Origin of the sequence: Acidovorax sp. HDW3, from assembly GCF_011303755.1 — a bacterium.
Lineage (GTDB): Bacteria > Pseudomonadota > Gammaproteobacteria > Burkholderiales > Burkholderiaceae_C > Paenacidovorax.
In genome coordinates, this window is the sequence record NZ_CP049885.1 from 423,022 (window position 1) to 446,691 (window position 23,670).

Annotated in this window: 21 protein-coding genes and 1 pseudogene; 11 read left to right on the plus strand and 11 right to left on the minus strand. The window is 66.2% G+C overall.

The window, feature by feature from the left end:
* Positions 1–15: 15 nt before the first annotated feature.
* Both G7045_RS01875 and G7045_RS01880 read left to right on the plus strand, forming a co-directional pair.
* The gene (locus G7045_RS01875) at positions 16–1,761 is read left to right on the plus strand and encodes a proline--tRNA ligase (RefSeq protein ID WP_166156522.1); all 1,746 of its coding nucleotides are present in this window, start codon (positions 16–18) and stop codon (positions 1,759–1,761) included.
* Positions 1,758–2,438 carry a lytic transglycosylase domain-containing protein gene (locus tag G7045_RS01880; protein ID WP_166156525.1) on the plus strand — a complete coding sequence of 227 codons (681 nt, stop codon included), beginning with the start codon at positions 1,758–1,760 and terminating at the stop codon, positions 2,436–2,438. The genes G7045_RS01875 and G7045_RS01880 overlap by 4 nt, the downstream gene beginning before the upstream one ends.
* Before the next feature lie 10 nt (positions 2,439–2,448).
* On the opposite strand, the gene G7045_RS01885 is transcribed toward G7045_RS01880, so the two are convergent.
* From G7045_RS01885 to hemA, 6 genes and pseudogenes are all read right to left on the minus strand, one after another.
* Complete coding sequence (locus G7045_RS01885; RefSeq protein WP_166156528.1) at positions 2,449–3,756, minus strand: hemolysin family protein; 1,308 nt, start codon at positions 3,754–3,756, stop codon at positions 2,449–2,451.
* A 105-nt stretch (positions 3,757–3,861) separates the two neighbouring features.
* Entirely contained in the window at positions 3,862–4,179 is a 318-nt protein-coding gene (gene grxD / locus G7045_RS01890) for a Grx4 family monothiol glutaredoxin (protein WP_166156531.1), read from the minus strand.
* 72 nt (positions 4,180–4,251) lie between these two features.
* Positions 4,252–5,100 carry a peptide chain release factor N(5)-glutamine methyltransferase gene (prmC, locus tag G7045_RS01895; RefSeq protein WP_370521688.1) on the minus strand — a complete coding sequence of 283 codons (849 nt, stop codon included), beginning with the start codon at positions 5,098–5,100 and terminating at the stop codon, positions 4,252–4,254.
* 214 nt (positions 5,101–5,314) lie between these two features.
* Complete coding sequence (gene prfA, locus G7045_RS01900; RefSeq protein ID WP_166156534.1) at positions 5,315–6,397, minus strand: peptide chain release factor 1; 1,083 nt, start codon at positions 6,395–6,397, stop codon at positions 5,315–5,317.
* Positions 6,394–6,468 (minus strand): annotated as a pseudogene (locus G7045_RS14870) (DUF1010 domain-containing protein); the annotation flags it as partial. The gene prfA and the pseudogene G7045_RS14870, both read right to left, overlap by 4 nt.
* 47 nt (positions 6,469–6,515) lie before the next feature.
* Positions 6,516–7,823 (minus strand): glutamyl-tRNA reductase, encoded by a 1,308-nt coding sequence (gene hemA, locus G7045_RS01905; RefSeq protein WP_166156537.1) that lies wholly within the window; start codon positions 7,821–7,823, stop codon positions 6,516–6,518.
* 69 nt (positions 7,824–7,892) lie between these two features.
* Between hemA and G7045_RS01910 the strand changes: the two genes are divergently transcribed.
* Entirely contained in the window at positions 7,893–8,177 is a 285-nt protein-coding gene (locus G7045_RS01910) for a hypothetical protein (RefSeq protein ID WP_166156540.1), read from the plus strand.
* A 6-nt stretch (positions 8,178–8,183) separates the two neighbouring features.
* Here G7045_RS01910 and ugpQ read toward each other — a convergent pair whose 3' ends face one another.
* The 5 genes from ugpQ to ugpB form a co-directional block, all read right to left on the minus strand.
* Positions 8,184–8,942 carry a glycerophosphodiester phosphodiesterase gene (gene ugpQ / locus G7045_RS01915; RefSeq protein WP_166156543.1) on the minus strand — a complete coding sequence of 253 codons (759 nt, stop codon included), beginning with the start codon at positions 8,940–8,942 and terminating at the stop codon, positions 8,184–8,186.
* Complete coding sequence (locus G7045_RS01920) at positions 8,939–9,952, minus strand: ABC transporter ATP-binding protein (RefSeq protein ID WP_166156546.1); 1,014 nt, start codon at positions 9,950–9,952, stop codon at positions 8,939–8,941. The genes ugpQ and G7045_RS01920 overlap by 4 nt, the downstream gene beginning before the upstream one ends.
* A gap of 61 nt (positions 9,953–10,013) precedes the next feature.
* Positions 10,014–10,862, minus strand: a complete 849-nt coding sequence (ugpE, locus tag G7045_RS01925) for a sn-glycerol-3-phosphate ABC transporter permease UgpE (protein ID WP_166156549.1) — start codon at positions 10,860–10,862, stop codon at positions 10,014–10,016.
* Position 10,863: 1 nt separating this feature from the next.
* Entirely contained in the window at positions 10,864–11,745 is an 882-nt protein-coding gene (gene ugpA, locus G7045_RS01930; RefSeq protein ID WP_166156552.1) for a sn-glycerol-3-phosphate ABC transporter permease UgpA, read from the minus strand.
* A gap of 62 nt (positions 11,746–11,807) precedes the next feature.
* Positions 11,808–13,121 carry a sn-glycerol-3-phosphate ABC transporter substrate-binding protein UgpB gene (gene ugpB, locus G7045_RS01935; RefSeq protein ID WP_166156555.1) on the minus strand — a complete coding sequence of 438 codons (1,314 nt, stop codon included), beginning with the start codon at positions 13,119–13,121 and terminating at the stop codon, positions 11,808–11,810.
* A gap of 277 nt (positions 13,122–13,398) precedes the next feature.
* Between ugpB and serA the strand changes: the two genes are divergently transcribed.
* From serA to ubiB, 8 genes are all read left to right on the plus strand, one after another.
* Entirely contained in the window at positions 13,399–14,631 is a 1,233-nt protein-coding gene (serA, locus tag G7045_RS01940; protein ID WP_166156558.1) for a phosphoglycerate dehydrogenase, read from the plus strand.
* A 113-nt stretch (positions 14,632–14,744) separates the two neighbouring features.
* On the plus strand, positions 14,745–18,674 hold the full coding sequence (locus G7045_RS01945; RefSeq protein ID WP_166156561.1) for an FAD/FMN-binding oxidoreductase: 3,930 nt from the start codon (positions 14,745–14,747) through the stop codon (positions 18,672–18,674).
* The gene (locus tag G7045_RS01950; protein WP_166156564.1) at positions 18,671–19,126 is read left to right on the plus strand and encodes an HIT family protein; all 456 of its coding nucleotides are present in this window, start codon (positions 18,671–18,673) and stop codon (positions 19,124–19,126) included. Before G7045_RS01945 ends, G7045_RS01950 begins: the two co-directional genes overlap by 4 nt.
* Positions 19,123–19,527 (plus strand): gamma-butyrobetaine hydroxylase-like domain-containing protein, encoded by a 405-nt coding sequence (locus tag G7045_RS01955; RefSeq protein ID WP_166156567.1) that lies wholly within the window; start codon positions 19,123–19,125, stop codon positions 19,525–19,527. Before G7045_RS01950 ends, G7045_RS01955 begins: the two co-directional genes overlap by 4 nt.
* Before the next feature lie 139 nt (positions 19,528–19,666).
* Positions 19,667–20,398 carry a bifunctional demethylmenaquinone methyltransferase/2-methoxy-6-polyprenyl-1,4-benzoquinol methylase UbiE gene (gene ubiE, locus G7045_RS01960; protein ID WP_166156570.1) on the plus strand — a complete coding sequence of 244 codons (732 nt, stop codon included), beginning with the start codon at positions 19,667–19,669 and terminating at the stop codon, positions 20,396–20,398.
* A 42-nt stretch (positions 20,399–20,440) separates the two neighbouring features.
* Positions 20,441–21,448: a Tim44 domain-containing protein gene (locus G7045_RS01965; protein WP_166156573.1), complete on the plus strand. Its 1,008-nt coding sequence runs from the start codon at positions 20,441–20,443 to the stop codon at positions 21,446–21,448.
* A gap of 69 nt (positions 21,449–21,517) precedes the next feature.
* A complete protein-coding gene (locus G7045_RS01970; RefSeq protein WP_166156576.1) occupies positions 21,518–22,087 on the plus strand; it encodes a hypothetical protein in 570 nt (189 codons plus the stop codon).
* Positions 22,084–23,649 carry a ubiquinone biosynthesis regulatory protein kinase UbiB gene (ubiB, locus tag G7045_RS01975; RefSeq protein WP_166156579.1) on the plus strand — a complete coding sequence of 522 codons (1,566 nt, stop codon included), beginning with the start codon at positions 22,084–22,086 and terminating at the stop codon, positions 23,647–23,649. Before G7045_RS01970 ends, ubiB begins: the two co-directional genes overlap by 4 nt.
* Positions 23,650–23,670 lie beyond the last annotated feature (21 nt).

A 23,670-nucleotide genomic window follows, 5' to 3' on the forward strand; every position in this document is an offset into this window, starting at 1 on the left:
TAGGGTTCCCCCGCCATGAAAGCCTCCCAGTTCTTTATCTCCACCCTGAAAGAAGCCCCCGCCGACGCCGAGGTGGTCAGCCACCAGCTCATGATGCGCGCGGGCCTGATCAAGAAGCTGGGCGCCGGCATCTACAACTACATGCCCATGGGCCTGCGCGTGATCCGCAAGGTCGAGGCCATCGTGCGCGAGGAAATGGACCGCGCCGGCGCAGTCGAGGTCACCATGCCCGTGGTGCAGCCTGCCGAGTTGTGGCAAGAAACGGGCCGCTTTGAGAAAATGGGCCCCGAGCTGCTGCGCATTCAAGACCGCCATGGGCGCGACTTCATCGTCCAGCCCACCAGCGAGGAGGTGGTGACCGACATCGCCCGCCAGGAGCTGCGCAGTTACAAGCAGCTGCCCAAGAACTTCTACCAAATCCAGACCAAATTCCGCGACGAGCGCCGTCCGCGCTTTGGCCTCATGCGCGGGCGCGAGTTCATCATGAAGGACGCCTACTCCTTCGACCGCAGCCCTGAGGCCGCCAAGGCCAGCTACCAGGCCATGGCGCAGGCCTACCGGCGCATTTTTGACCGCTTCGGCCTGACCTACCGCGCTGTGGCGGCCGATTCGGGCGCCATTGGCGGCGACCTGAGTGAAGAATTCCAGGTGATTGCCGCCACCGGCGAGGACGCCATCGTCTATTGCCCCGGCAGCGACTACGCCGCGAACATGGAAAAAGCCGAGGCCGCCGCCCCCACGCACACGCGCCCCGCACCGGCCAAGGCCATGGAAAAAATGCCCACCCCCGGCAAGGCGACCTGCGCCGACGTGGCCGCGCTGCTGGACGTGCCGCTGGCGAGCACCGTCAAATCGCTGGTGCTGGCCACCGACGAGACGAACGAAGCGGGCGAGATCGTCCAAAGCCAGGTCTGGCTGCTGCTGCTGCGCGGCGACCACGACATGAACGAGATCAAGGTCGGCAAGGTGCCCGGCCTGGACAAAGGTTTTCGCTTTGCCAGCCTGGCCGAGATCGAGGCGCACTTTGGCTGCAAGCCCGGTTACCTCGGCCCCATCGGCCTGCAAAAGCCGCTCAAAATCGTGGCCGACCGCGAAGTGGCCGTCATGGCCGACTGGATTTGCGGCGCCAACGCGGTCGATTTCCACACCACCGGCGTCAACTGGGGCCGTGACCTGCCCGAGCCCGATCTGGTGGCCGACCTGCGCAACGTCGTCGCTGGCGACGCTTCGCCCGACGGCCAAGGCGTGCTGGCGATCGAGCGCGGCATCGAGATCGGCCACGTGTTCTACCTCGGCACCAAGTACTCCAAGGCCATGAACGCCACCTTCCTGGGCGAGGACGGCAAGCCGGCGTTCTTTGAAATGGGCTGCTACGGCATCGGCGTCACGCGCCTGCCCGCCGCCGCCATCGAGCAAAACCACGATGCGCGCGGCATCATCTGGCCCGATGCGATCGCGCCGTTTACCGTCGTCATCTGCCCCATCGGCATGGACCGCAGCGACGCCGTGAAAGCCGCTGCCGAGCAGTTGCATGACCAGCTCGCCGCCCTGGGCGTGGACGTGCTCCTGGACGACCGGGGCGAGCGCCCGGGCGCCATGTTTGCCGATTGGGAGCTGATCGGCGTGCCGCACCGCGTGACGATTGGCGACAAGGGCCTCAAGGAAGGCGTCGTCGAATACCAGCACCGCCGCGACAGCGCCGCCACCAAGGTGGCCGCGCTTGACATCCTGGGCACGCTGCGCACACGCTTGGGGCTATGACACACGTGGATGGTTGGGCGCGTCGGCGCTTGCTGGGTACTTTGCCCGCCCTGGCCCTGGGGCCGGCGGCCTGGCTGGGTGCGCCGCAGATGGCGCACGCCGGGGGGCAACTCGAAGAGCCTTTGGCCGATGCGGTGCGCACCGCGCTCAGCTCCGCCGTGGGGGATTTGGCCCCGCCGGAGCCGATTTTTGCCAGCACCGAAACACGCCTGCACTACCTGCGCTGGCTGGGCACCATGAGCGACAAGCTGCGCAAGCGCAAGCCCGACTGGATGGTGCGGCGCGATTTTTTGCAAACCATTTGGTACGAAGCCAAGCGCGCCGGGCTCGATGTCTCGCTCGTGCTCGGCCTGGTGCAGGTCGAGAGCGGCTTTCGCAAATTTGCCGTCTCCAGCGTCGGTGCGCGCGGCTACATGCAGGTCATGCCGTTCTGGACGCGCGTGATTGGCGACGGCGACGCGGGCAAGCTGTTTCACATGCAGACCAACCTGCGCTTTGGCTGCGTCATCCTGCGCCACTACCTGGAGCGCGAGCGCGGCGACGTGTTCATGGCGCTGGGGCGCTACAACGGCAGCCGGGGCAAGTCGCCTTACCCCAATGCCGTGTTTGCGGCGCAGCGCAACTGGCTGTTCCCGGCCACGCTGCAGGCCACGGGCCAAGGGGCGGCGCAGGGGTGATGGAGAAAACTCAGGCGCTGGTGTCCGCTGCAGCGGGCAGGCGCGTGACCATCACCTGGTCGATGCGGTAGCGGTCCACGTCCAGCACCTCGAACTGGTAGCCACCCCAAGTCACGCTGTCGGTGCGCCGGGGTACGCGGCGCAGCATCACCATCAGGAAGCCGGCCAGGGTTTCGTATTCCTCCGCCTGGGGCAGGGCGTCGAGCTGCAGGGCGTGCAGCACGTCGGCAATCGGCGTCACGCCGTCGATGAGCCAGGAATTGGCGTCGCGCTGCACGATTTGTTCTTCGTCCACTGTCTCGACCAGGTCGCCCATGACGGTGCTCATGACGTCGTTGAGGGTGACCACGCCCACCACCAGACTGTATTCGTTGACGATGACGGCAAAGTCCTCGTGCACGTGGCGAAACTGCTCCAGCACCTCCGACAGGCTCAGGCGGTCGGGCACGACCAGTACCTTGCGCACCAGGCTGTCGTCCTGCAGCGAAATCGGCTGGTTGTTGAGCACGCGCTGGAACAGGTCTTTGGCGTCCACGTAGCCCATGACGTGGTCGATGTCGCCGTCGCACACCGGGTAGGTGGAAAAAGGCTCGGCCGCAATGCGCGTGCGAATGAGCGCGTCGGGGTCGTCGCGCAAGAAGAAGGCAATGCGCTCGCGTGCCGTCATGGCGGAGGAGACGGTGCGCGAATCCAGCTCAAAGACGTTGGCAATGACTTGCTGCTCGCTCTCGTGGAGCACGCCGGCGCGGGTGCCCGCTTCGGTCAGGGCCAGGATGTCGGCGTGGGTGATGCGCTCATCGCGCACCGTGGGCAGGCCCAGCAGCGCCGCAATGCGGTCGGCCAGCCAGTTGAACAGCCCCACCAGCGGCCCGAGCAGCGCGGTCAGCCACTGCATGGGCCGGGCAACCCACAGGGCCAGGCGCTCGGGCTCGGCCATGGCCAGGCGCTTGGGGCACAGGTCGGCGAGCAAGATAAAGAGCGAAGTCACCAGCGTGAACGAGGCCAGAAAGCCCACCGTCGCCGCCGTCTGCGGCCCCAGCCAGGGGGCGAGCCAGGCGGTGAAGAAAGGCGTAAGCGCGCCCTCGCCCACCACACCGCCCAAAATGGCCACGGCATTGACGCCGATTTGCACCACCGTGAAAAACTCCCCCGGCTGCTCTTGCGTGCGCATCACCAGGGCGGCGCGGGCGTCGCCATCGTCGAGCATTTGGCGCAGCCGCAGCTTGCGCGAGGCGGCCAGCGAAATCTCAGCGATGGAGAAAAACGCGCTGGCAACAATCAACAGGGCAATGGTCAATAGGCTTTCGAGCAGGCTCATGGCTGCCAGTGTAGCCAGCGCCCGCTGTGGCCCCACGCCACGGCGGGCGCAAAAAAACCGCCCGCAGGCGGTTCCGGGGTGGGCGCGGGGCGCGGGGGATGCGCTTTAGGCCAGCAGCTTTTGCAGCTCGCCCGCTTCGTACATCTCCATCATGATGTCCGAGCCGCCGATGAACTCGCCCTTGACGTAGAGCTGCGGGATGGTGGGCCACTGGCTGTAGTCCTTGATGCCCTGGCGAACGGCGTCGTCTTCGAGCACGTTGACCGAGCCAATCGCCTTGGGATCGACGCCGCAGGCTTTCAAAACCTGCACGGCGCGGCCAGAAAAGCCGCACATGGGAAAGCTGGGGGTGCCTTTCATGAACAGCATCACGGTGTTGTTCTTGACCAGGTCTTCGATGCGGGCGCGGGTGGCTTCGTCCATGGGGTACTCCTAGAAAACGGGCCGCTGGGTTGAAAAAGAAAAAAGGGGTTGCGGCGTTGGGGCGTAATTATTTCATTGTTGGTGCATCTTTTGCGCGCCAGGGCTTTGCGCGCCGCTGCAGCGCACGGTGCCGGCCAAATCGCAGCGGCCCTGCACCTGCTGCAGGCCGGACTCGCGCAGCAGGGCTTGCACGGCGTCTGCCTGGTCCCAGCCGTGTTCGAGCAGCAGCCAGCCGCCCGGGGCGAGCAGTGCGGGCGCGGCGGCGATGATGCGGCGGATGTCGTCCAGCCCATCAGCGCCGCTGGCCAGGGCCGACAGCGGCTCGTGCGTGAGCGCGGCCAGGTGCGGGTCGTGCGCGGCGATGTAGGGCGGGTTGCTGACGATGGCGTCAAACGGCCCCGCCAGGCCCGCCAGCCAGTCGCCCTGGGCAAACTGCACCGGCAGGCGCAGCCGCTGGGCGTTGGTGCGGGCCACTTGCAGGGCGGCGCTGCTGGCGTCCACGGCCAGCACCTGGGCGTCCTGGCGCTGGCTTTGCAGCGCCAGGGCGATGGCGCCGCTGCCGGTGCCCAGATCGACGATGCGCGGGGCGCTGCAGTGCTGCAGCACCTGCAGCGCCCAATCGACCAGGGCCTCGGTGTCGGGCCGGGGGTCGAGCACGCGCGCATCGACGGCCAGCTCCAGGCCGTAGAAGGCTTTGTGGCCCAGCAGGTAGGCCACGGGCTCGCCCGCAGCGCGGCGCTGGCACAGGGCCTGGAACTGCGCCAGCGCCTCGGGGGCGATGGCGTCCTGGTCGTGCGCCAGCAGCCAGGCGCGGTCGTGCGCGCTGCGCCCGAGGGTGTGCAGCAGCAGCATCTGCGCGTCGATGCGTGCCAGGCCCGTTTGCTGGGCCTGGCGCAGGGCATGGTGCAGGGAAATAGTCACTATGGTTTTAATAGCTGTTTGCGCTTGACTGGTAAGCCTTGGAGGGCGATTTGGCCTGATTGGCGACCTTCCTCAGACAAACCCCGTTCGCCCTGAGCTTGGCCTGTCCTGAGCTTGCCGAAGGGTCGAAGGGCGGTTCGCACATCACGCCCTGGCTTCGACAAGCTCAGCCCGAACGGATGGTGGCCAATATCTGGGGCAGATCACCATGGGCTTAAACCGAGGTTTCCAGCTCGGCCAGCAGCTCGGCTTCGCGGGCGTGTTGCAAGGCGGTGAGCACGTCGCCCAAATCGCCTTCCATCACCGCCAGCAGCTTGTACAGCGTCAGGTTGATGCGGTGGTCGGTGAGCCGCCCCTGCGGGAAGTTGTAGGTGCGGATGCGGTCGCTGCGGTCGCCGCTGCCGATCAAGCCTTTGCGCAGCGCGGCCTCTTTGGCGGCGCGTTCGCTGCGTTCCTTTTCCTGGATGCGCGCCTGCAGCACCTGCAGCGCCTTGGCCTTGTTGCTGTGCTGGCTGCGCCCGTCCTGGCATTCGGCGACGATGCCCGTCGGGAGGTGTACCACGCGCACGGCGGAGTCGGTTTTGTTGATGTGCTGGCCGCCCGCGCCGCTGGCGCGGAAGGTGTCGATGCGCAGGTCGGCGGGGTTGAGCGTGATCGCCTGGGCCGCGTCGGGCTCGGGCATCACCGCCACGGTGCAGGCGCTGGTGTGGATGCGGCCCTGCGTCTCGGTCGCGGGCACGCGCTGCACGCGGTGGCCGCCCGATTCAAAGCGCAGCGCGCCGTACACCTGCTCGCCGTCCACGCGCAGCACCACTTCCTTGTAGCCGCCAAGCTCGCTTTCGTTGGCGCTCATGATTTCGACCCTCCAGCCGGCGTTGGCGGCGTAGCGCGTGTACATGCGCGCCAGGTCGGCGGCGAACAGGGCCGATTCGTCGCCGCCCGTGCCGGCGCGGATTTCGACGAAGGCCGGGCGCGCATCATCGGGGTCCTTGGGCAGCAAGAGGCGCTGCAGCTCGTCTTCGAGCTGCGTGAGTTCAGCCTCGGCGGCGCTGATTTCTTCTTGCGCCATCTCGGCCATGTCCGCGTCGGCCAGCAGCTCCTGCGCGGCGGCCAGGTCGGCCTCGCGCTGCTGGTAGCGGGCGTAGCGGCCGGCCACCTGGGTGACTTCGGCGTGCTCCTTGGAGATGGCGCGGTACTGCGCCATGTCGGCCATGATGTCTTCGCGCGAGAGCAAGAAATCGAGCTCTTGCAGGCGCTGGGCGTAACGCTCCAACTGGCTTCTGAGAAAGGGTTTCATGGGGTGGGGTTGTTTTTGCTACTTTTTTCGTAGCTGGTTGCGCTTGCCAGGCAAGGGCTAGAGGCCAAAAATGCTTAAAAATGCCTAGCAAGCGCAAGGCGGGCGCACGGCAGCGGCGCTAGAGCCCGCTCTTGCTTTGCGAGCGCAGGAACAGGCGCGAGACGGTCTGCGCCGTTTGCTGGCGCGCCTGGGCGTCGCCCGCGCGCAGTTCGGCCAGGGGGCCGTGCAGCATTTTTTGCGTCAGGCCCCGGGCCAGGGCGTCGAGCACGGTGTCGATGTCCTCGCCCTTGGCCAGCAGTTTTTTGGCGCGGGCGATTTCCAGCGTGCGCCACTGCTCGGTCTGGGCGTTGAGCTGCTGGATCAGCGGCACCACCGCGCCCTGCTGGGCGGCGGGGCTGCGCAGCTCCATCCAGTGGACGAAGCTTTGCACGCCGGCGTCGATGATGGCCTCGGCCTGCGCCACGGCCGCCTGGCGGTTGGCGTGCGCTTTTTGCACCACGCTGGCGAGGTCGTCCACGGTGTACAGGTACACGTCTTCGAGCTGCTTGACCTCGGGCTCGATGTCGCGCGGCACGGCCAGATCGACCATGAACATGGGGCGGTGGCGGCGCTTCTTCAGCGCGCGCTCGACTGCGCCCAGGCCGATGATGGGCAGGCTGCTGGCGGTGCAGCTGATGACGGCGTCGTACTCGTGCAGGTGCTCGGGCAGGTCGGCCAGGCGCATGACCTCGGCGCCAAAGCGCGCGGCCAGCTTCTCGCCGCGCTCGAGGGTGCGGTTGGCAATGGTGATGTGCTTGGGGCTCTTGGCGGCAAAGTGCGTGGTGCACAGCTCGATCATCTCGCCCGCGCCGACGAACAGCACGCGGATTTCGCCCAAATCCTCGAACAACTGCCCCGCCAGGCGCACGGCGGCGGCGGCCATGCTGATGCTGTGCGCGCCGATGTCGGTGCTGGTGCGCACCTCCTTGGCAACGGCAAAGCTGCGCTGAAAGAGCTGGTTGAGCGTGCTGCCCAGGGCGCCCGCGCCTTCGGCGGCGCGCACCGCGTCCTTCATCTGGCCGAGGATTTGCGCCTCGCCCAGCACCATGGAATCGAGCCCGCTGGCGACGCGAAAGGCGTGGCGCGCCACCAGGCCGTCTTGCAGGGTGTAGGAGTGCGAGCGCAGCACGTTGGCCTGCACGCCGCCGGTCTCGGCCAGCCAGCCCAGGGTGTGCTCCAGCGCCGGCTGGGCGGCGGCGCAGTAAATCTCGGTGCGGTTGCAGGTGGAGATGATGGCGGTTTCCACCTGCGGGTGCTGGGTGCGCTCGGTCAGCGTCTGGCGCAGGCCCTGCAGCGTGGGCGCGATCTGGTCGAGCGCAAACGCAAAGCGGCCGCGCAGATCGAGCGGCGCGGTTTTGTGGTTGATGCCTAAGGCCCAGACTGCCATGGGCGCGGATTATAAAATTGCGCGGCGTCCAGTGCCGCACTGCGGGATTGCGGCGCTGCACAAATCTTGATGTACGTCACGCCCGTGGACCTGCCCACCCTGCTCAACCACCTGTTCAATTTTGCTGCCCCGGCCCTGGGGTTGGCGCTGTGGCTCACGTTGGTGGCCCGCTTTTTGGGGCCAAAACCGGCTGCAGGGCTTGCCTGGTGGGCGCAAGCAGCTATCAATACTGTAGTGGGTTGCACCGTGCTTGGGGCAGGCCTGTGGGTGCTGGGGCGCGACGGCAAGATGCTGACCTACGGCGCGCTGGTGCTGGCCATGGCCAGCGCCCAGGCGCTGATGCGGCGCGGCTAGCTGGGCTTATGCCGCCGGGCTGAACAGATCGACCCGGTCGGTGATGATGCCGTCGGTGCCCAGATCGAGCAGGCGCTCGGCAGCCCATTCGTCGTTCACGGTGTAGCTCAGGCAGCGCAGGCCGGCGCCGTGCACCAGGGCGACTCGGGGCGCATCCCACAGCGCGTGGTTGAGCACCATGGCCTGGCAGCCCAGTTGCTGGGCGCTGTGCAGGTCGGCGTCGGCCGGCGCCCATTGATCGACCAGCAGGGCGCGCGGCAGCTGCGGCGCGGTGGCGCGCGCACCGGCCAGGGCGGCGCTTTTGAACGAGGACAGCAGCGGCGCCGTGGCGCTCGCTGGCCAGATGCGCGCCAGCAGCTCGCCCACAGCGCGGCCCGTGGCCTCTTCCTGGCCGGGGTTGGGTTTGATCTCGACGTTGAGCTGGTAGCCGTTGGCCAGGCAAAAGCGCGCCAGCGCTTCGAGCGTGGGCAGGCCCTCGCCGGCGTAGGCGCGCGAATGCCAGCTGCCGGCGTCGAGCTGCGCCAGCTGCCCCAGGGTCAGGCCGGCTGCCGCGCCCTGGCCGTTGCTGGTGCGCTCCAGGGTGGCGTCGTGCAGCAAGAAGAGCACACCGTCGGCCGAGAGCTTGGCGTCGCACTCGAACATGCGCCAGCCGTGCTGCGCCCCCAGGCGGAAGGCCGCCAGGGTGTTTTCGGGCGCGAGCTTGCCCGCGCCCCGGTGGGCGATCCAGCGCGGGTAGGGCCAGGGGGGGAGGGTGGTGGTGCTCATGCGTTGATCCTGTGGCCGGTGGTGGCGTCAAACCAGTGCAGACGATCGGCGCGCGGGGCGATGCGCGCCGTCTCGCCGGGGTGGGGGTAGGGCAGGCCCTCTTCCAGGCGCAGCGTGACGTCGTCGGCGCCGACCTTGCCGTAGAGCAGGCGTTCGGCGCCCAGCAGCTCCACGGTTTCAATCTTGAACTCCCAGCCGCCGCTGCTGACCAGATCGAGGTGCTCGGGGCGAATGCCCAGAATGCGCCCGGCCTGGCCGCCCGGGGCGTTTTTCAGCAGGTTCATGGGCGGCGAGCCGATGAAGCCGGCGACGAAGGTGCTGGCGGGTGCGTGGTACACCTCCTCGGGCGTGCCGAACTGCTCGACGTTGCCGCCGTTCATGACGATCATGCGCTGCGCCAGCGTCATGGCCTCGACCTGGTCGTGCGTGACGAACAGGCTGGTGATGCCGAGCTCGGCGTGCAGCTTCTGGATCTGGATGCGCGTCTGGCCGCGCAGCTTGGCGTCCAGGTTCGACAGCGGCTCGTCGAACAGGAATACCTGCGGCTGGCGCACGATGGCGCGGCCCATGGCCACGCGCTGGCGCTGCCCGCCCGAGAGCTCGCGCGGCTTGCGCTCGAGCAGGTGCGACAGCTGCAAGATTTCGGCGGCCTTGTCCACGCGGCGCGCGATCTCGTCCTTGGGCACCTTGGCGAGCTTCAGGCCGTAGGCCATGTTCTCGTAGTTGCTCATGTGCGGGTAGAGCGCGTAGTTCTGGAACACCATGGCGATGTTGCGCTTGGCCGGCTCCAGGTCGTTGACGCGCTGGTCGCCAATGCGCAGCTCGCCGCCGGTGATCTCTTCGAGCCCGGCGATCATGCGCAAGAGCGTCGATTTGCCGCAGCCAGAGGGCCCGACGAGGACGATGAACTCGCCATCCTTGATCTCGGCGTTGACGCCGTGGATGACGGGCACGGCGGACTTGCCGTGCCCATAGCGCTTGACGATGTTCTTGAGGGAGATGGATGCCATGATTGCAATGATTTTGATAGCTGCAGACGCTTGATGGATAAGCCCTGCAGCCGGATTTTGTTTATTTTTCGGTGTCCACCAGGCCCTTGACGAACCACTTCTGCATCAGCATCACCACCAGGGTGGGCGGCAGCATGGCGAGCACGGCGGTGGCCATGACGATGTTCCAGTCCACGGCGGCCTCGCCACCGGCGAGCATCCGCTTGATGCCGATGACCACGGGGTACATGTCCTCGCTGGTGGTCATCAGGAGCGGCCACAGGTACTGGTTCCAGCCGTAGATGAACTGGATCACGAACAGCGCCGCGATCGAGGTGCGCGACAGCGGCACCAGGATGTCGATGAAAAAGCGCATGGGCCCGGCGCCGTCGATGCGCGCAGCCTCCACCAGCTCGTCGGGCACGGTGAGGAAGAACTGGCGGAACAAAAACGTGGCCGTGGCCGAGGCGATGAGCGGCAGCGACAGGCCGGCGTAGCTGTTCAAGAGCCCCAGGTCGGCCACCACCTTGTAGGTCGGCAGGATGCGCACCTCCACCGGCAGCATCAGCGTCAGGAAGATGGCCCAGAAGCAGATCATCTTGAACGGGAAGCGGAAGTAGACGATGGCGAACGCCGACAGCAGCGAGATGGCGATTTTGCCCAGCGTGATCGTCATGGCGACGACGAAGCTCACCCACATCATGTGCACCACGTTGGTGGTGGAGCCGAGCTTGCCCGAGCCCACGAGGGCGTCGCGGTAGTTCTCCCACAGATGGCTGCCGGGCAGCAGCGGCATGGGCGACTGCACGATGGCTTCGGCCGTGTGCGTGGAGGCGACGAGCGCCAGGTAGAGCGGAAAGGCGACGATGGCAACGCCCAGTACCAGCACGGCGTGGGAGAGGAAGGTCAGCCAGGGATTGCGGTCAACCATGTCAGTACTGCACTTTCTTTTCGACGTAGCGGAACTGCACCACGGTGAGCACGACGACGATGGCCATCAGCACCACCGACTGCGCGGCCGAGCCGCCCAGGTCCAGTGCTTTAAAGCCATCGAGGTACACCTTGTAGACCAGGATGGAGGTCGATTGCCCGGGGCCGCCCTGGGTGGCGGCGTCGATGATGCCGAAGGTGTCGAAGAAGGCGTAAACGATGTTGATCACCAGCAGGAAGAAGGTGGTGGGCGACAGGAGCGGCAGCTGGATGTTCCAGAAGCGCCGCCAGGGGCCGGCGCCGTCGATGGAGGCGGCCTCGATCAGCGCCTTCGGAATCGACTGCAGGCCGGCGAGGAAGAACAGGAAGTTGTACGAAATCTGCTTCCACACCGAGGCGATGACGATCAGCGCCATGGCCTGGTTCTCGTTCATGAGGTGGTTCCAGGTGATGCCCAGGCGCCCCAGGTAGTAGGTGGCGACGCCGATCGAGGGCGAGAACAAAAACACCCAGAGCACGCCGGCAATCACCGGTGCCACGGCGTAGGGCACGATGAGCAGCGTTTTGTAGATCATGGCAAAGCGCACGATGCGGTCGGCAAAAATCGCCAGCACCAGCGATATGGCGATGCCGCTGCCCGCCACCAGCACCGAGAACAGGGCGGTGCGCTCGAAGGCGCCGAGGTAGTCCGGGTTGTCCCAGAGCTGGCGGAAGTTCTCCAGCCCCACCCACTCGCGGCTCAGGCCGAAGGCATCTTCCATCTGGAACGATTGCAGCACGGCCTGGCCGGCGGGCCAGAAAAAGAACACGGCGATGATCGCCAGCTGCGGCGCAATCAGCACCCAGGGCAGCCAGGCAGAGCGAAAGAGAACACGTTTTTCCATAGGGGCTCGCAAACGGAAAAAGCCGCCACCCCGGCGCCGGGGTGGCGGCTTTGGCCGCAGGTTTACTTCTTGTACGACTTCTCGAAACGCGCCAGCAGCTCATCGCCCCGGCTGACGATGCTGTCCAGGGCCTGCTGGCCGGTCTTCTTGCCGGCCCAGACTTGCTCCAGCTCCTCGTCCTCGATGGTGCGGATCTGCACGTAGTTGCCCAGGCGGATGCCGCGCGAGTTGTCGGTGACCTTGCGGATCATCTGGTTCACGGCGACGTCGGTGCCCGGGTTCTTTTGGTAGAAGCCCGATTTTTCCGTCAGGTCGAACGCGGCCATGGTGACGGGCAGGTAGCCGGTGCGCTGGTGGCTGGCCGCTTGCACCTTGGACTGCGACAGGAACTCGAAGAACTTGGCCACGGCCTTGTATTCCTCGGGCTTCTTGCCGGCCATGACCCACAGCGAGGCGCCGCCGATGACGGTGTTCTGCGGCGCACCCTTGACGTCGGGGTAGTAGGGCAGGGGGGCGATGCCGAAGCTGAATTTGGCATTTTTCGCAAAGTCACCGTAGGAGCCGGACGACGCCTGGATCATGGCGCATTCGCCCGAGACGAAGGCGGCGTTGGGGTTCGAGCCCCGGCCCTTGTAGACGAACTCGCCGCTCTTGGCCGCCTGCGCCAGGTTGTCGATGTGGCGCACGTGCAGCGGCGAGTTGATCTTCAGGCGCGCCTTGTAGCCGTCGGCGGCCAGGCCGTTCTTGTGCGTGGCAAATTCCACGTTGTGCCAGGCCGAGAAGGATTCGAGCTGCGTCCAGCCCTGCCAGGCCAGCGTCATCGGGCAGCTGTGGCCGCTGGCCTTGAGCTTTTTGGTGGCCTCGAAGACCTCGGGCCAGGTGGTGGGCGCCTTGTCGGCGTTCAGGCCGGCCTTCTTGAAGGCGTCTTTGTTGTAATAAAACACCGTGGTCGAGCTGTTGAACGGGAAGCTCAGCATCTGGCCGTCGGGCGCGGTGTAGTAGGTGGCGACGGCGGGAATGTAGCCGGCGGGGTTGAAGTCGGCGCCGGCGTCCTTCATCACCTTGCCCACCGGCACGGTGGCGCCCTTGCTGGCCATCATGGTGGCGGTACCCACTTCAAACACCTGCAGGATGTGCGGCGCGTTGCCCGAGCGGAAGGCGGCGATGGCGGCGGTCATGGACTCGTCGTAGTTGCCCTTGAAAACCGGCGTGACCTTGTAGTCCTTCTGGCTGTCGTTGAACTGCCGGGCCAGGTCGCTGACCCACTCGTTGTTCACGGCGGTCATGGAATGCCACCACTGAATTTCGGTTTGCGCTTGCGCGCTCAAGGTGGTGGCAAGCAGGGCGGTGGCCAGGGCCAGGGGCTTGAAGGACATAAAGACTCCTGTGGAGGGTAGGGGCACAAAAAGCGCCCAGGGTAGGGGCGCTGTGTGTCAAATCGGTGTCGTTGTCGCACAGGCGCGGCGCTTGTCACAACCGGGAAAAACCCCGCTCGCCCCGCGCCCGTCAGTACACAGGGGGGCGATTGTCACCAATTGCACCGGGGTGGCGACTGTATTTACCGCAATGCCCGGCGGCAATAGCGGTGCTTTGGCTAAGGTTTTGTGCAATGCAGCATCCTTGCCTGCCCGGTTGCTTTTTGAAGGATGGCCCATGCCCGACAAGACTTCGCTCGACAAGAGCAAGATCCGTTTTCTGCTGCTCGAAGGCATTCACCCCAGCGCGCAAGAGGTGTTGCGCGCGGCGGGTTACACGCAGATCGAGGCCCTGCCCGGCGCGCTCGAAGGCCAGGAGCTGCAGCGCAAGATCGCCGATGCGCACTTCATTGGCGTGCGCTCGCGCACCCAGCTCACGGCCGAGGTGCTGGCGCACGCGCACAAGCTGGTGGCGATTGGTTGCTTTTGCATCGGCACCAACCAGGTCGATTTGAACGCCGCGCGCGAGAAGGGCATTGCCGTCTTCAACGCGCCGTACTCCAACACCCGCTCGGTGGCCGAGCTGGTGCTGGCCGAGGCCATCTTGCTGCTGCGCGGCATTCCGGCGCGCAACGCGGCGGCGCACCGGGGCGGCTGGCTCAAGAGCGCCGACAACGCCTTCGAGGCGCGCGGCAAGACACTGGGCATCGTCGGCTACGGCGCCATCGGCTCGCAGCTGTCGGTGCTGGCCGAGGGCCTGGGAATGCAGGTGCTGTTCCATGACGTGGTCAACAAGCTGCCGCTGGGCAACGCGCGCCAGGCGGCCAGCCTGCCGGCGCTGCTGGCGGCGAGCGACATCGTCAGTCTGCACGTGCCTGAGCTGCCGTCCACGCAGTGGATGGTCGGCGCCGCCGAGATCGCGCAGATGAAGCCCGGCGCCATCCTCATCAACGCCTCGCGCGGCACGGTGGTCGAGATCGAGCCGCTGGCCGCTGCCCTCAAGGCGGGCAAGCTGCTGGGTGCGGCCGTGGACGTGTTCCCTGCCGAACCCAAGAGCAACAAGGACGAATTCGTCTCGCCGCTGCGCGGGCTCGACAACGTCATCCTGACGCCGCACATCGGCGGCTCGACGCAGGAGGCGCAGGCCAACATCGGCCTGGAAGTGGCAGAAAAACTCGTCAAGTACAGCGACAACGGCACCAGCACCACCTCGGTCAATTTCCCCGAAGTGGCGCTGCCGGCGCACCCGGGCAAGCACCGCATCCTGCACGTGCACCGCAACCAGCCGGGCGTGCTCTCGGCCATCAACCAGGTGTTTGCGCAGCTGGGGGTGAACATTGCGGCGCAGTACCTGCAGACGAACGAAAAACTGGGCTACGTGGTGATCGACCTGGATGCGGCTTCGTCCGAGGCGGCGCTGGAAAAATTGGCGCAGATCGACGCCACGCTGCGCAGCCGGGTGCTGTTTTAGGCCGCCCGGTCTAGCCGCAGTGCCCCCGGGGGAGCAGGCCGGGCCCCTGCTCCCTTAAAATTTGCCCCCCCGAGGCCCCCGGGGCGCAGTGCGCCCCTCCCAGGTTGCACCCCATGAACGTTCCGATTGAGCTGGCCGCCTTGCCGCAAGCCGCAGGCACCGAGCCTGTTCGCCTGCGCGAGATTCCGTACAACTACACGAGCTTTTCCGACCGGGAAATCGTCATCCGCCTGCTCGGCCATGACGCCTGGGCCGTGCTCGACCAGCTGCGCCGCGAGCGCCGCACGGGCCGCTCGGCGCGGATGCTGTACGAGGTGCTGGGCGACATCTGGGCCGTGCAGCGCAACCCCTACCTGCAGGACGACCTGATCCACACCCCCGCGCGGCGCAAGATGCTGGTGGACGCCATGCGCCACCGCATGGGCGAGATCGACAAGCGCCGCACGCCCGACGAAAACCTCGAGCGCGACCGCCGCGTGGGCCTGCTGCTCGACGCTGCCCACCGCGCCATTGCCGAGTTCGACGCCACCCTGGTCGAAGTCGCCGCCCTGCGCAAGAGCGTGGAAAAGCGCCTGGGCCGGCACACGGCGCGCGACAACATCAAGTTCGACGGGCTGTCCCGCGTCTCGCACGTGACCGACGCCACCGACTGGCGCGTGGAATTCCCCTTCGTCGTGCTCACGCCCGACACCGAGGCCGAGATGGCCGCGCTCGTCAAGACCTGCATAGCGCTCGAACTCACCATCATCCCGCGCGGCGGCGGCACCGGCTACACCGGCGGCGCCATACCGCTCACCTGGCGCAGCGCCGTCATCAACACCGAAAAGCTCGAAGCCATGAGCGAGGTGGAAATGCGCCGCCTGCCGGGCCTCGACCACGAGGTGGCGACGGTCTGGAGCGAGGCCGGCGTGGTGACGCAGCGCGTGGCCGATGCGGCCGAGCGCGGCGGCTACGTGTTTGCCGTCGATCCCACGTCCATCGAGGCCTCGTGCATTGGCGGCAACATCGCCATGAACGCCGGCGGCAAGAAGGCCGTGCTCTGGGGCACGGCGCTGGACAACCTGGCGAGCTGGCGCATGGTGACGCCCGAGGCCCAGTGGCTCGAAGTCACGCGCATCAACCACAACCTGGGCAAGATCCACGACGTGGAGGTGGCGAGCTTTGAGCTGGCGTACTTCGAGGCCGATGGCAAGACCTTGATTCGCACCGAGCGCCTGGACATCCCCGGCAAGACCTTCCGCAAGGAGGGCCTGGGCAAGGACGTGACGGACAAGTTCCTCGCCGGCCTGCCCGGCGTGCAAAAAGAGGGCACGGACGGCCTGATTACCAGTGCGCGCTGGATCGTGCACCGGATGCCCGCACACACGCGCACCGTGTGCCTGGAATTTTTTGGCTCGGCCAAGCTCGCCGTGCCCAGCATCGTCGAGATCAAGGACTTCATGTTCGCCGAGCAAAAGCGCTCGGGGGTCTTGCTGGCGGGCCTGGAGCACCTGGACGACCGCTACCTCAAGGCCGTGGGCTACGCCACCAAGAGCAAGAAGGGCGCAGGCCGCCTGCCCAAGATGGTGCTGATCGGCGACATTGCCGGCGACGACCCCGATGCCGTGGCGCGCGCCACCGCCGAGGTGGTGCGCATTGCCAACTCGCGCGAGGGCGAAGGCTTTACGGCCGTGAGCAGCGAGGCACGCAAGAAGTTCTGGCTCGACCGCAAGCGCACGGCGGCGATCTCCAAGCACACCAACGCCTTCAAGATCAACGAAGACGTGGTCATCCCGCTGCCGCGCATGGCCGAGTACACCGACGGCATCGAGCGCATCAACATCGAACTCTCGCTGCGCAACAAGCTGGCGCTGTGCGACGCGCTGGCGGCGTTCTTTGCGCGCGGCGACCTGCCGCTGGGCAAGTTTGACGACGCGCAGGGCATCTCCGCTGCCGAGCTGCTGGGCGACCGCGTGGCGCAGGCGCAGGCCCTGGTGGCCGAGGTGCGCGCACTCTGGCAGGGCTGGCTCGACGGCGTGGCCGAACTGTTCCCGCAGCTGCAGGACCACAGCCTGCGCGCGAGCTGGAAAGTGCAGCTGCAAAAGCCGCTGGCCGAAATTTTTGCCGGCGTGGCCTACGAGCCCATCCTGAAGGAAGCCGCCGCCATCCACCAGAAGGTGCTCAAGGGCCGCGTCTGGGTGGCGCTGCACATGCACGCGGGTGATGGCAACGTGCACACCAACATCCCCGTCAACAGCGACGACTACGAGATGCTGCAGACGGCGCACGGCGCGGTCGAGCGCATCATGGCTCTTGCCCGCAGCCTGGACGGCGTGATCTCCGGCGAGCACGGCATCGGCATCACCAAACTGGAATTCTTGACCGACGCCGAGCTGGCGCCGTTTGCCGAGTACAAGCGCAAGGTCGATCCGCAGGGGCGCTTCAACCGGGGTAAGTTGCTACGAAATCAGGAGCTGGTAGCGCTTGATGGGCAAGCGCTGGAGGCTGATTTGGCCCATAAAAACGTGCGCCGCTCGCTGCCCTTTGCCGACCTCACCAACGCCTACACGCCCAGCTTTGGCCTGATGGGCTATGAGTCGCTCATCATGCAGCAGAGCGACATCGGCAGCATCGTCGCCAGCGTCAAGGACTGCCTGCGCTGTGGCAAGTGCAAGCCGGTGTGCGCCACCCACGTGCCGCGCGCCAACCTGCTGTACAGCCCGCGCAACAAAATCCTCGCCACCTCGCTCCTGGCCGAGGCGTTCTTGTACGAGGAGCAGACGCGCCGCGGCATCTCCAGCCACCACTGGCAGGAATTCGAGGACGTGGCCGACCACTGCACCCTGTGCCACAAGTGCTACAACCCCTGCCCGGTGAAGATCGACTTCGGCGACGTCACCATGGCCATGCGCAACCTGCTGGTGAAGATGGACAAAAAGAGCTGGCGCGCCGGCAACAAGCTGGCCATGGCCATGCTCAACAGCACCGAGCCGCGCACCATCAACCTGCTGCGCGCGGGCATGGTCAACGTCGGCTTTCCGGCGCAGCGCCTGGCCGTCGATGTGCTCAAAAGCGTGAGCAAACCGCAAACCGCGCGCCCGCCGGCCACCGTGGGCGCCGCGCCCATCAAAGAGCAGGTGATCCACTTCGTCAACAAAAAGCTGCCCGGCGGCCTGCCGACGAAGACGGCGCGCGCCCTGCTCGACATCGAGAACAAGGACTACGTCCCCATCATCCGCGACCCGGGAACGAGCAGCGATTCCGAGGCGGTGTTCTACTTCCCCGGCTGCGGCTCGGAGCGCCTTTTTTCACAGGTGGGCCTGGCGACGCAGGCCATGCTCTGGCACGCCGGCGTGCAGACCGTGCTGCCGCCGGGCTACCTGTGCTGCGGCTACCCGCAGCGCGGCAACGGCCTGCAGGACAAGGCCGAGAAGATGATCACCGACAACCGCGTGCTGTTCCACCGCGTGGCAACGACGCTGAACTACCTGGACATCAAGACCGTGGTCGTCTCCTGCGGCACCTGCTACGACCAGCTGCAGGGCTATGAATTCGACAAGATCTTCCCCGGCAGCCGCATCGTCGATATCCACGAATTTTTGCTGGAGAAGGGCATCACGCTGCCGGCAGGCCAGGGCGGCTACCTGTACCACGAGCCCTGCCACAACCCCATGAAGCAGGGCGACTCCATGGCGACGGTGCGCGCGCTGGTGGGCGACAAGGTGCTCAAGAGCGAGCGCTGCTGCGGCGAATCGGGCACGCTGGGCGTCTCGCGCCCCGATGTGTCCACCCAGGTGCGCTTTCGCAAGACCGAAGAAATCAGGAAGGGCGAGGCCCAGCTGCGCGCCAGCGGCGCCGTCGGCGCGCAGGACAACGTCAAAATTTTGACCAGCTGCCCGAGCTGCCTGCAGGGCATCTCGCGCTACCAGGACGACCTGTCCACCGGCCTGCTCGAAGCCGACTACATCGTCATCGAGATGGCCAAGCAGCTCCTGGGCGAGAACTGGCTGCCCGAATACGTGGCGCGCGCCAACGCGGGCGGCATCGAGCGGGTGCTGGTGTGACCGCATCGAGCTGCCCCCTGTGCACCACCGACGGCGGCCCGCTGGTCTGGCGCGGCGACAAGCTGCGCGTCATCCGCGCCGATGAGGAGGCCGAAAAAGGCTTTCCCGCCTTCTACCGCGTGGTCTGGAACGGCCATGCGGCCGAGTTCTCCGACCTCTCGCCGCCCGAGCGCCAGCACTGCATGGAGGCCGTGGCCGTGGTCGAGCAGGCGCTGCGTGAGCAGCTCGCGCCCACCAAGATCAACCTGGCGGCGCTGGGCAATATGGTGCCGCACCTGCATTGGCACGTGGTGGCCCGTTTTGACTGGGACAGCCACTTCCCCGCGCCCGTGTGGGCCCCGGCGCAGCGTGCGCGCGACCTGCAGCGCGAGCAGGCCGTCAGGGCGCGCCTGCCCGCGCTTGAAGACCTGCTGCGCGCGCGTTTGTCGAACCTTGTCCCTTCTGCGTCATGAGCAAATCCCCCATTCCCCAGGCCATCACGGTGCACGAGCAGTCGCGCGTGCTCGAAGTCGTGTTCGACGATGGCGCACACTTTCGCCTGCCGTTCGAGTTGCTGCGCGTGTACTCGCCCTCGGCCGAGGTCATGGGCCACGGCCCGGGCCAGGAGGTGCTGCAGACCGGCAAGCGCGAGGTCGCCATCGTGCAGCTCGACGCCGTCGGCCACTACGCCGTGCAGCCCACGTTCTCCGACGGCCACGACAGCGGCATCTTCACCTGGGCCTACCTGTACGAGCTCGGGCGCGACCAGGTGCAGCTGTGGCAGCGCTACCTCGACCGCCTGCAGGCCGCCGGCGTAGAGCGCGATGCCCCCATGCGCCCCAAGGCCCACAAGGGCGGCTGCGGCGGGCATTGATGCTATTATTTTGGTAGCTTGTAGCGCTTGCTGGATAAGCGTTACGGCCTGTTTTCATTCATTTTTGCGACACATGCCCCAGGCCCGTGCGGGGTTGTCGCTGTACGCCGGGCGCCCGCGTCCCTAGGATTGCCTCCCTATGAGCACCACGCATTTCGGTTTTGAAACCGTCGAAGAACAAGACAAGGCGCGCCGCGTGCGCGGCGTGTTCGACTCCGTTGCCTCCAAGTACGACGTCATGAACGACTTCATGTCGGCCGGCCTGCACCGCGCCTGGAAGGCGTACACCGTCATGGTGGCGAACCTGCGCGAGGGCGACCAGGTGCTCGACATCGCTGGCGGCACGGGCGACCTGTCGCTGGCCTTTGCCAAAAAAGTGGGCGCCACCGGCCGCGTGGTGCATACCGACATCAACGAAGCCATGCTGCGCGTGGGGCGCGACCGCCTGATCGACAAGGGCGTGGTGCTGCCCACCCTGGTGTGCGACGCTGAAAAGCTGCCCTTCCCGGATGGCCATTTCGATCTCGTGAGCGTCGCCTTCGGCCTGCGCAACATGACGCACAAAGACCAGGCCCTGGCCGAGATGTGCCGCGTGCTCAGGCCCGGTGGCCGCCTGCTGGTGCTCGAATTTTCCAAAATTGCCCAGCCGCTGGCCAAAGCCTACGACTGGTATTCCTTCAACGTCCTGCCGCGCCTGGGACAGTTCGTGGCCGGCGATGCCGACAGTTACCGTTATTTGGCCGAATCCATCCGGATGCACCCCGGTCAGGAGGAACTAAAAGCCCTGATGCAGAACAATGGATTTGGTCATGTGGATTATCACAACATGACCGGCGGCATTGTGGCCTTGCATATGGGCATCAAGTGCTGATTTTTTTTTCCAACTGCTCCTCGATAGAAAGCGAAACAAGACATGAAAAAACTGTGGTCTGTGGTTCTCGTCGCCCTGCTGACGCTGGCCCATGTGGATGCCGACGCCCGCCGCCTGGGTGGCGGCAAGTCCATGGGCAAACAGTCGAGCAACGTCACGCAACGCGAGGCGGCGCCCTCCGCGCCGGCTGCGCCGGCCCAAAACGCCGTACCGCAAAACGCTGCGGCCAAGCCGGCCACGCCGGCAGCAGCCCCTGCGACGGCACCGAAGAAGCCGTGGGGCGCCATGCTCGGGGGGCTGGCCGCTGGCCTGGGGCTGGCTTGGCTGGCCCATTCGCTGGGCTTGGGTGAGGCCTTTGGCAATATGTTGATGTTCGCTTTGCTCGCTTTTGCCGCAGTAGCCGTGATCGGTATGGTGATGCGAGCGCGCAAGGCCAAATCGGCCCAGCCGGCGGCAGCGCCTTTTGCTTTTCAGGGTGCAGCTGCGGGAGTGGGGCCGGTGCCGGTCAACGCCCCTGTGGCGCCGCAGTACAACCCCGAGAAAATTGGCAACGACGCCTCGGCACGCCCTTGGGAGAGCCAGGGCGCGTCCTTTGAGGCAGCGCGTCCGGCCGCTGGCGGCGTGGTCATCGGCTCGGCCCTGGCAGGCTCGCAAAATTGGGGCGTACCGGCAGATTTCGATACCGCCGGCTTCTTGGCAGCGGCCAAGCGCAACTTCGTCACCCTGCAGTCTGCCTGGGATCGCGCCGACGTGGATGCCCTGCGCTCGATGATGACCGACGACATGCTGGCCGAGGTGCGCAGCCAGCTCGCCGACCGCGAGCAGCACCGGGGCAGCGAGCCCAACCATACCCACGTGGACGTGATCGAGGCGCAGCTGCTGGGCATCGAAGACCTGGGCAGCGACTACATGGCCAGCGTCGAGTTCTCCGGCATGATGCGCGAGGAACAGGGTGCCGGCCTGAGCCCGTTCCGTGAAGTCTGGAACATGACCAAGCCCAAGAGCGGCAGCAGCGGTTGGCTGGTGGCGGGCCTGCAAGCCCTGCAATAAGGCAGCAACCCTAGGCGAAGCAGCCCTTGGCGGGCTGCAAGCCTGGTGGATTGGGGATAATCGGGGACTATGGCAACACAGTCCCCTTTTTCATTCCTGCAAGGTCTTTTCGAGCGCGTCGCCGCCGGGCCGCAACCGCCGCAATGGATGGTGCATGAGGTGCAGCAGCGCGTGGTGTTGCTGCTCAACCATGTGCTGATGCAAGAGCGCGAGGCCATGGCACGCCTGCTGGCGCAGCGCGGGCGCGTGGCGCGGGTGCAGTGGCGCCAGTATTTCATGGCTCTGCAAATCACCCCGGCGGGCCTGTTCAACCTGGCTGCCGACGGCGCTGCGCCCGATCTGCAGATCGAGGTCACCGAACCTTCGCCCCTGGCGCTGGCCCAGGCTGCGCTGCGCGGCGACAAGCCCACCATCCGCATTCAGGGCGACGTGCAGCTCGCCGGCGAGATCCAGTGGCTGGCCGACCACGTGCGCTGGGACATCGAGGAAGACCTGGCGCGCCTGCTGGGCGACGCGCCAGCGCACCTTATCGCCGCCACCGCGCGGCGCGTGCTGCAGGCGCTGGCCGGTTTTGTGGCGCCCCTGGCCGGCAAGGCGGCGGGTGCGGCCCTTGTCGTGCCCGAGCGGACGGTGCCATGACGCGTTTTTTTCGTGGCGCCACCATCGTCTGGGTGGTGCTGCGTTATGGGCTCGACGAGCTGGTGCTGTCGAGCTTCGAGCACCCCTGGCTGCGCCTGCTGACGCGCATCGTCACCGTCGGGCGCAAGCTCGAAGCACCGCGCGGCCAGCGCCTGCGCGAGGCGCTGGAGCGCCTGGGCCCGATCTTCGTCAAGTTCGGGCAGGTGCTCTCCACCCGGCGCGACCTGATGCCGCCCGACATTGCCGACGAGCTGGCGCTGTTGCAGGACCGCGTGCCGCCGTTCGATCCAGAGATCGCCATCGCCACCATCGAGCGCGCCTACCGCAAGCCGCTGGCGCAGGTGTTCACGCATTTCGAGCGCGAGCCGGTGGCCAGCGCCTCGATTGCCCAGGTGCACTTTGCGCGCCTGCGCGACCGTGCGGGCGTGGAGCGCGAGGTGGCCGTCAAGGTGCTGCGCCCGAACATGCTGCCGGTGATCGAGAAAGACCTGGCCCTCATGCGCCTGATGGCTGGCTGGGTCGAGAGCCTTTCGGCCGACGGCAAGCGCCTGAAGCCGCGCGAGGTCGTGGCCGAGTTCGATATGTACCTGCACGACGAGCTCGACCTGATGTGCGAGGCGGCGAATGCAGCGCAGCTGCGGCGCAACATGGATGGCCTGAACCTGGTGCTGGTGCCCGAGATTTTTTGGGATTTTTGCCGCACCGACGTGATGGTGATGGAGCGCATGAACGGCGTGCCCATCAGCCAGGTCGAGCGCCTGCGCGCGGCCGGGGTCGATATCCCCAAGCTGGCGCGCGACGGCGTGACGATTTTCTTCACCCAGGTGTTCCGCGACGGCTTTTTTCATGCCGACATGCACCCGGGCAACATCCAGGTCAGCCTGGACGCGGCCACGTTCGGGCGCTACATCTCGCTCGACTTCGGCATCGTCGGCTCGCTCACCGAGGTCGATAAAGAATATCTGGCGCAAAACTTCACGGCATTTTTTCGCCGCGACTACAAGCGCGTGGCTGAGCTGCACATTGAAAGCGGCTGGGTGCCCGCGAGCACGCGCGTCAACGAACTCGAAGCGGCGGTGCGCACCGTGTGCGAGCCCTACTTCGATCGCCCGCTCAAGGAAATATCGCTGGGCATGGTGTTGATGCGGCTGTTCCAGACCTCGCGCCGCTTCAACGTCGAGATCCAGCCGCAGCTCGTGCTGCTGCAAAAAACCCTGCTCAACATCGAGGGCCTGGGGCGCCAGCTCGACCCCGAACTCGATTTGTGGAGCACGGCCAAGCCGTTCCTGGAAAAGTGGATGCTTGACCAGATGGGCCCGCAGCGCCTGCTGCGTGAGCTGCGCGACCAGGCGCCGCACTACGCCAAGCTCCTGCCCGAGCTGCCGCGCCTGCTGCACAGCCATTTGCAGCAAAACCAGGGCCCAACGCCGCAGTTGCTGCGCGAGCTGCTACAAACTCAGGAGCGCACCAACCGCCTGCTGCAAAGTCTGGTGTACGGTGGCATGGGCTTTGTGCTGGGCCTGCTGGTGATGCAGCTGTACGTGCGCATCCGTATTTTCTAATCCCCTTTTTGTTTTTTGCCC

Bases quoted from the DNA above. Each gene is read 5' to 3' on its own strand.
- ubiE (WP_166156570.1), top strand. From the start codon at position 19,667: ATGAGCACCACGCATTTCGGTTTTGAAACCGTCGAAGAACAAGACAAG.
- G7045_RS01965 (WP_166156573.1), top strand. From the start codon at position 20,441: ATGAAAAAACTGTGGTCTGTGGTTCTCGTCGCCCTGCTGACGCTGGCC.
- G7045_RS01880 (WP_166156525.1), top strand. From the start codon at position 1,758: ATGACACACGTGGATGGTTGGGCGCGTCGGCGCTTGCTGGGTACTTTG.
- ugpE (WP_166156549.1), bottom strand. From the start codon at position 10,862: ATGGTTGACCGCAATCCCTGGCTGACCTTCCTCTCCCACGCCGTGCTG.
- ugpQ (WP_166156543.1), bottom strand. From the start codon at position 8,942: ATGAGCACCACCACCCTCCCCCCCTGGCCCTACCCGCGCTGGATCGCC.
- G7045_RS01945 (WP_166156561.1), top strand. From the start codon at position 14,745: ATGAACGTTCCGATTGAGCTGGCCGCCTTGCCGCAAGCCGCAGGCACC.
- prfA (WP_166156534.1), bottom strand. From the start codon at position 6,397: ATGAAACCCTTTCTCAGAAGCCAGTTGGAGCGTTACGCCCAGCGCCTG.
- G7045_RS01875 (WP_166156522.1), top strand. From the start codon at position 16: ATGAAAGCCTCCCAGTTCTTTATCTCCACCCTGAAAGAAGCCCCCGCC.
- hemA (WP_166156537.1), bottom strand. From the start codon at position 7,823: ATGGCAGTCTGGGCCTTAGGCATCAACCACAAAACCGCGCCGCTCGAT.
- G7045_RS01955 (WP_166156567.1), top strand. From the start codon at position 19,123: ATGAGCAAATCCCCCATTCCCCAGGCCATCACGGTGCACGAGCAGTCG.
- ugpA (WP_166156552.1), bottom strand. From the start codon at position 11,745: ATGGAAAAACGTGTTCTCTTTCGCTCTGCCTGGCTGCCCTGGGTGCTG.
- G7045_RS01910 (WP_166156540.1), top strand. From the start codon at position 7,893: ATGTACGTCACGCCCGTGGACCTGCCCACCCTGCTCAACCACCTGTTC.
- G7045_RS01920 (WP_166156546.1), bottom strand. From the start codon at position 9,952: ATGGCATCCATCTCCCTCAAGAACATCGTCAAGCGCTATGGGCACGGC.
- ubiB (WP_166156579.1), top strand. From the start codon at position 22,084: ATGACGCGTTTTTTTCGTGGCGCCACCATCGTCTGGGTGGTGCTGCGT.
- ugpB (WP_166156555.1), bottom strand. From the start codon at position 13,121: ATGTCCTTCAAGCCCCTGGCCCTGGCCACCGCCCTGCTTGCCACCACC.
- G7045_RS01885 (WP_166156528.1), bottom strand. From the start codon at position 3,756: ATGAGCCTGCTCGAAAGCCTATTGACCATTGCCCTGTTGATTGTTGCC.
- grxD (WP_166156531.1), bottom strand. From the start codon at position 4,179: ATGGACGAAGCCACCCGCGCCCGCATCGAAGACCTGGTCAAGAACAAC.
- G7045_RS01970 (WP_166156576.1), top strand. From the start codon at position 21,518: ATGGCAACACAGTCCCCTTTTTCATTCCTGCAAGGTCTTTTCGAGCGC.
- serA (WP_166156558.1), top strand. From the start codon at position 13,399: ATGCCCGACAAGACTTCGCTCGACAAGAGCAAGATCCGTTTTCTGCTG.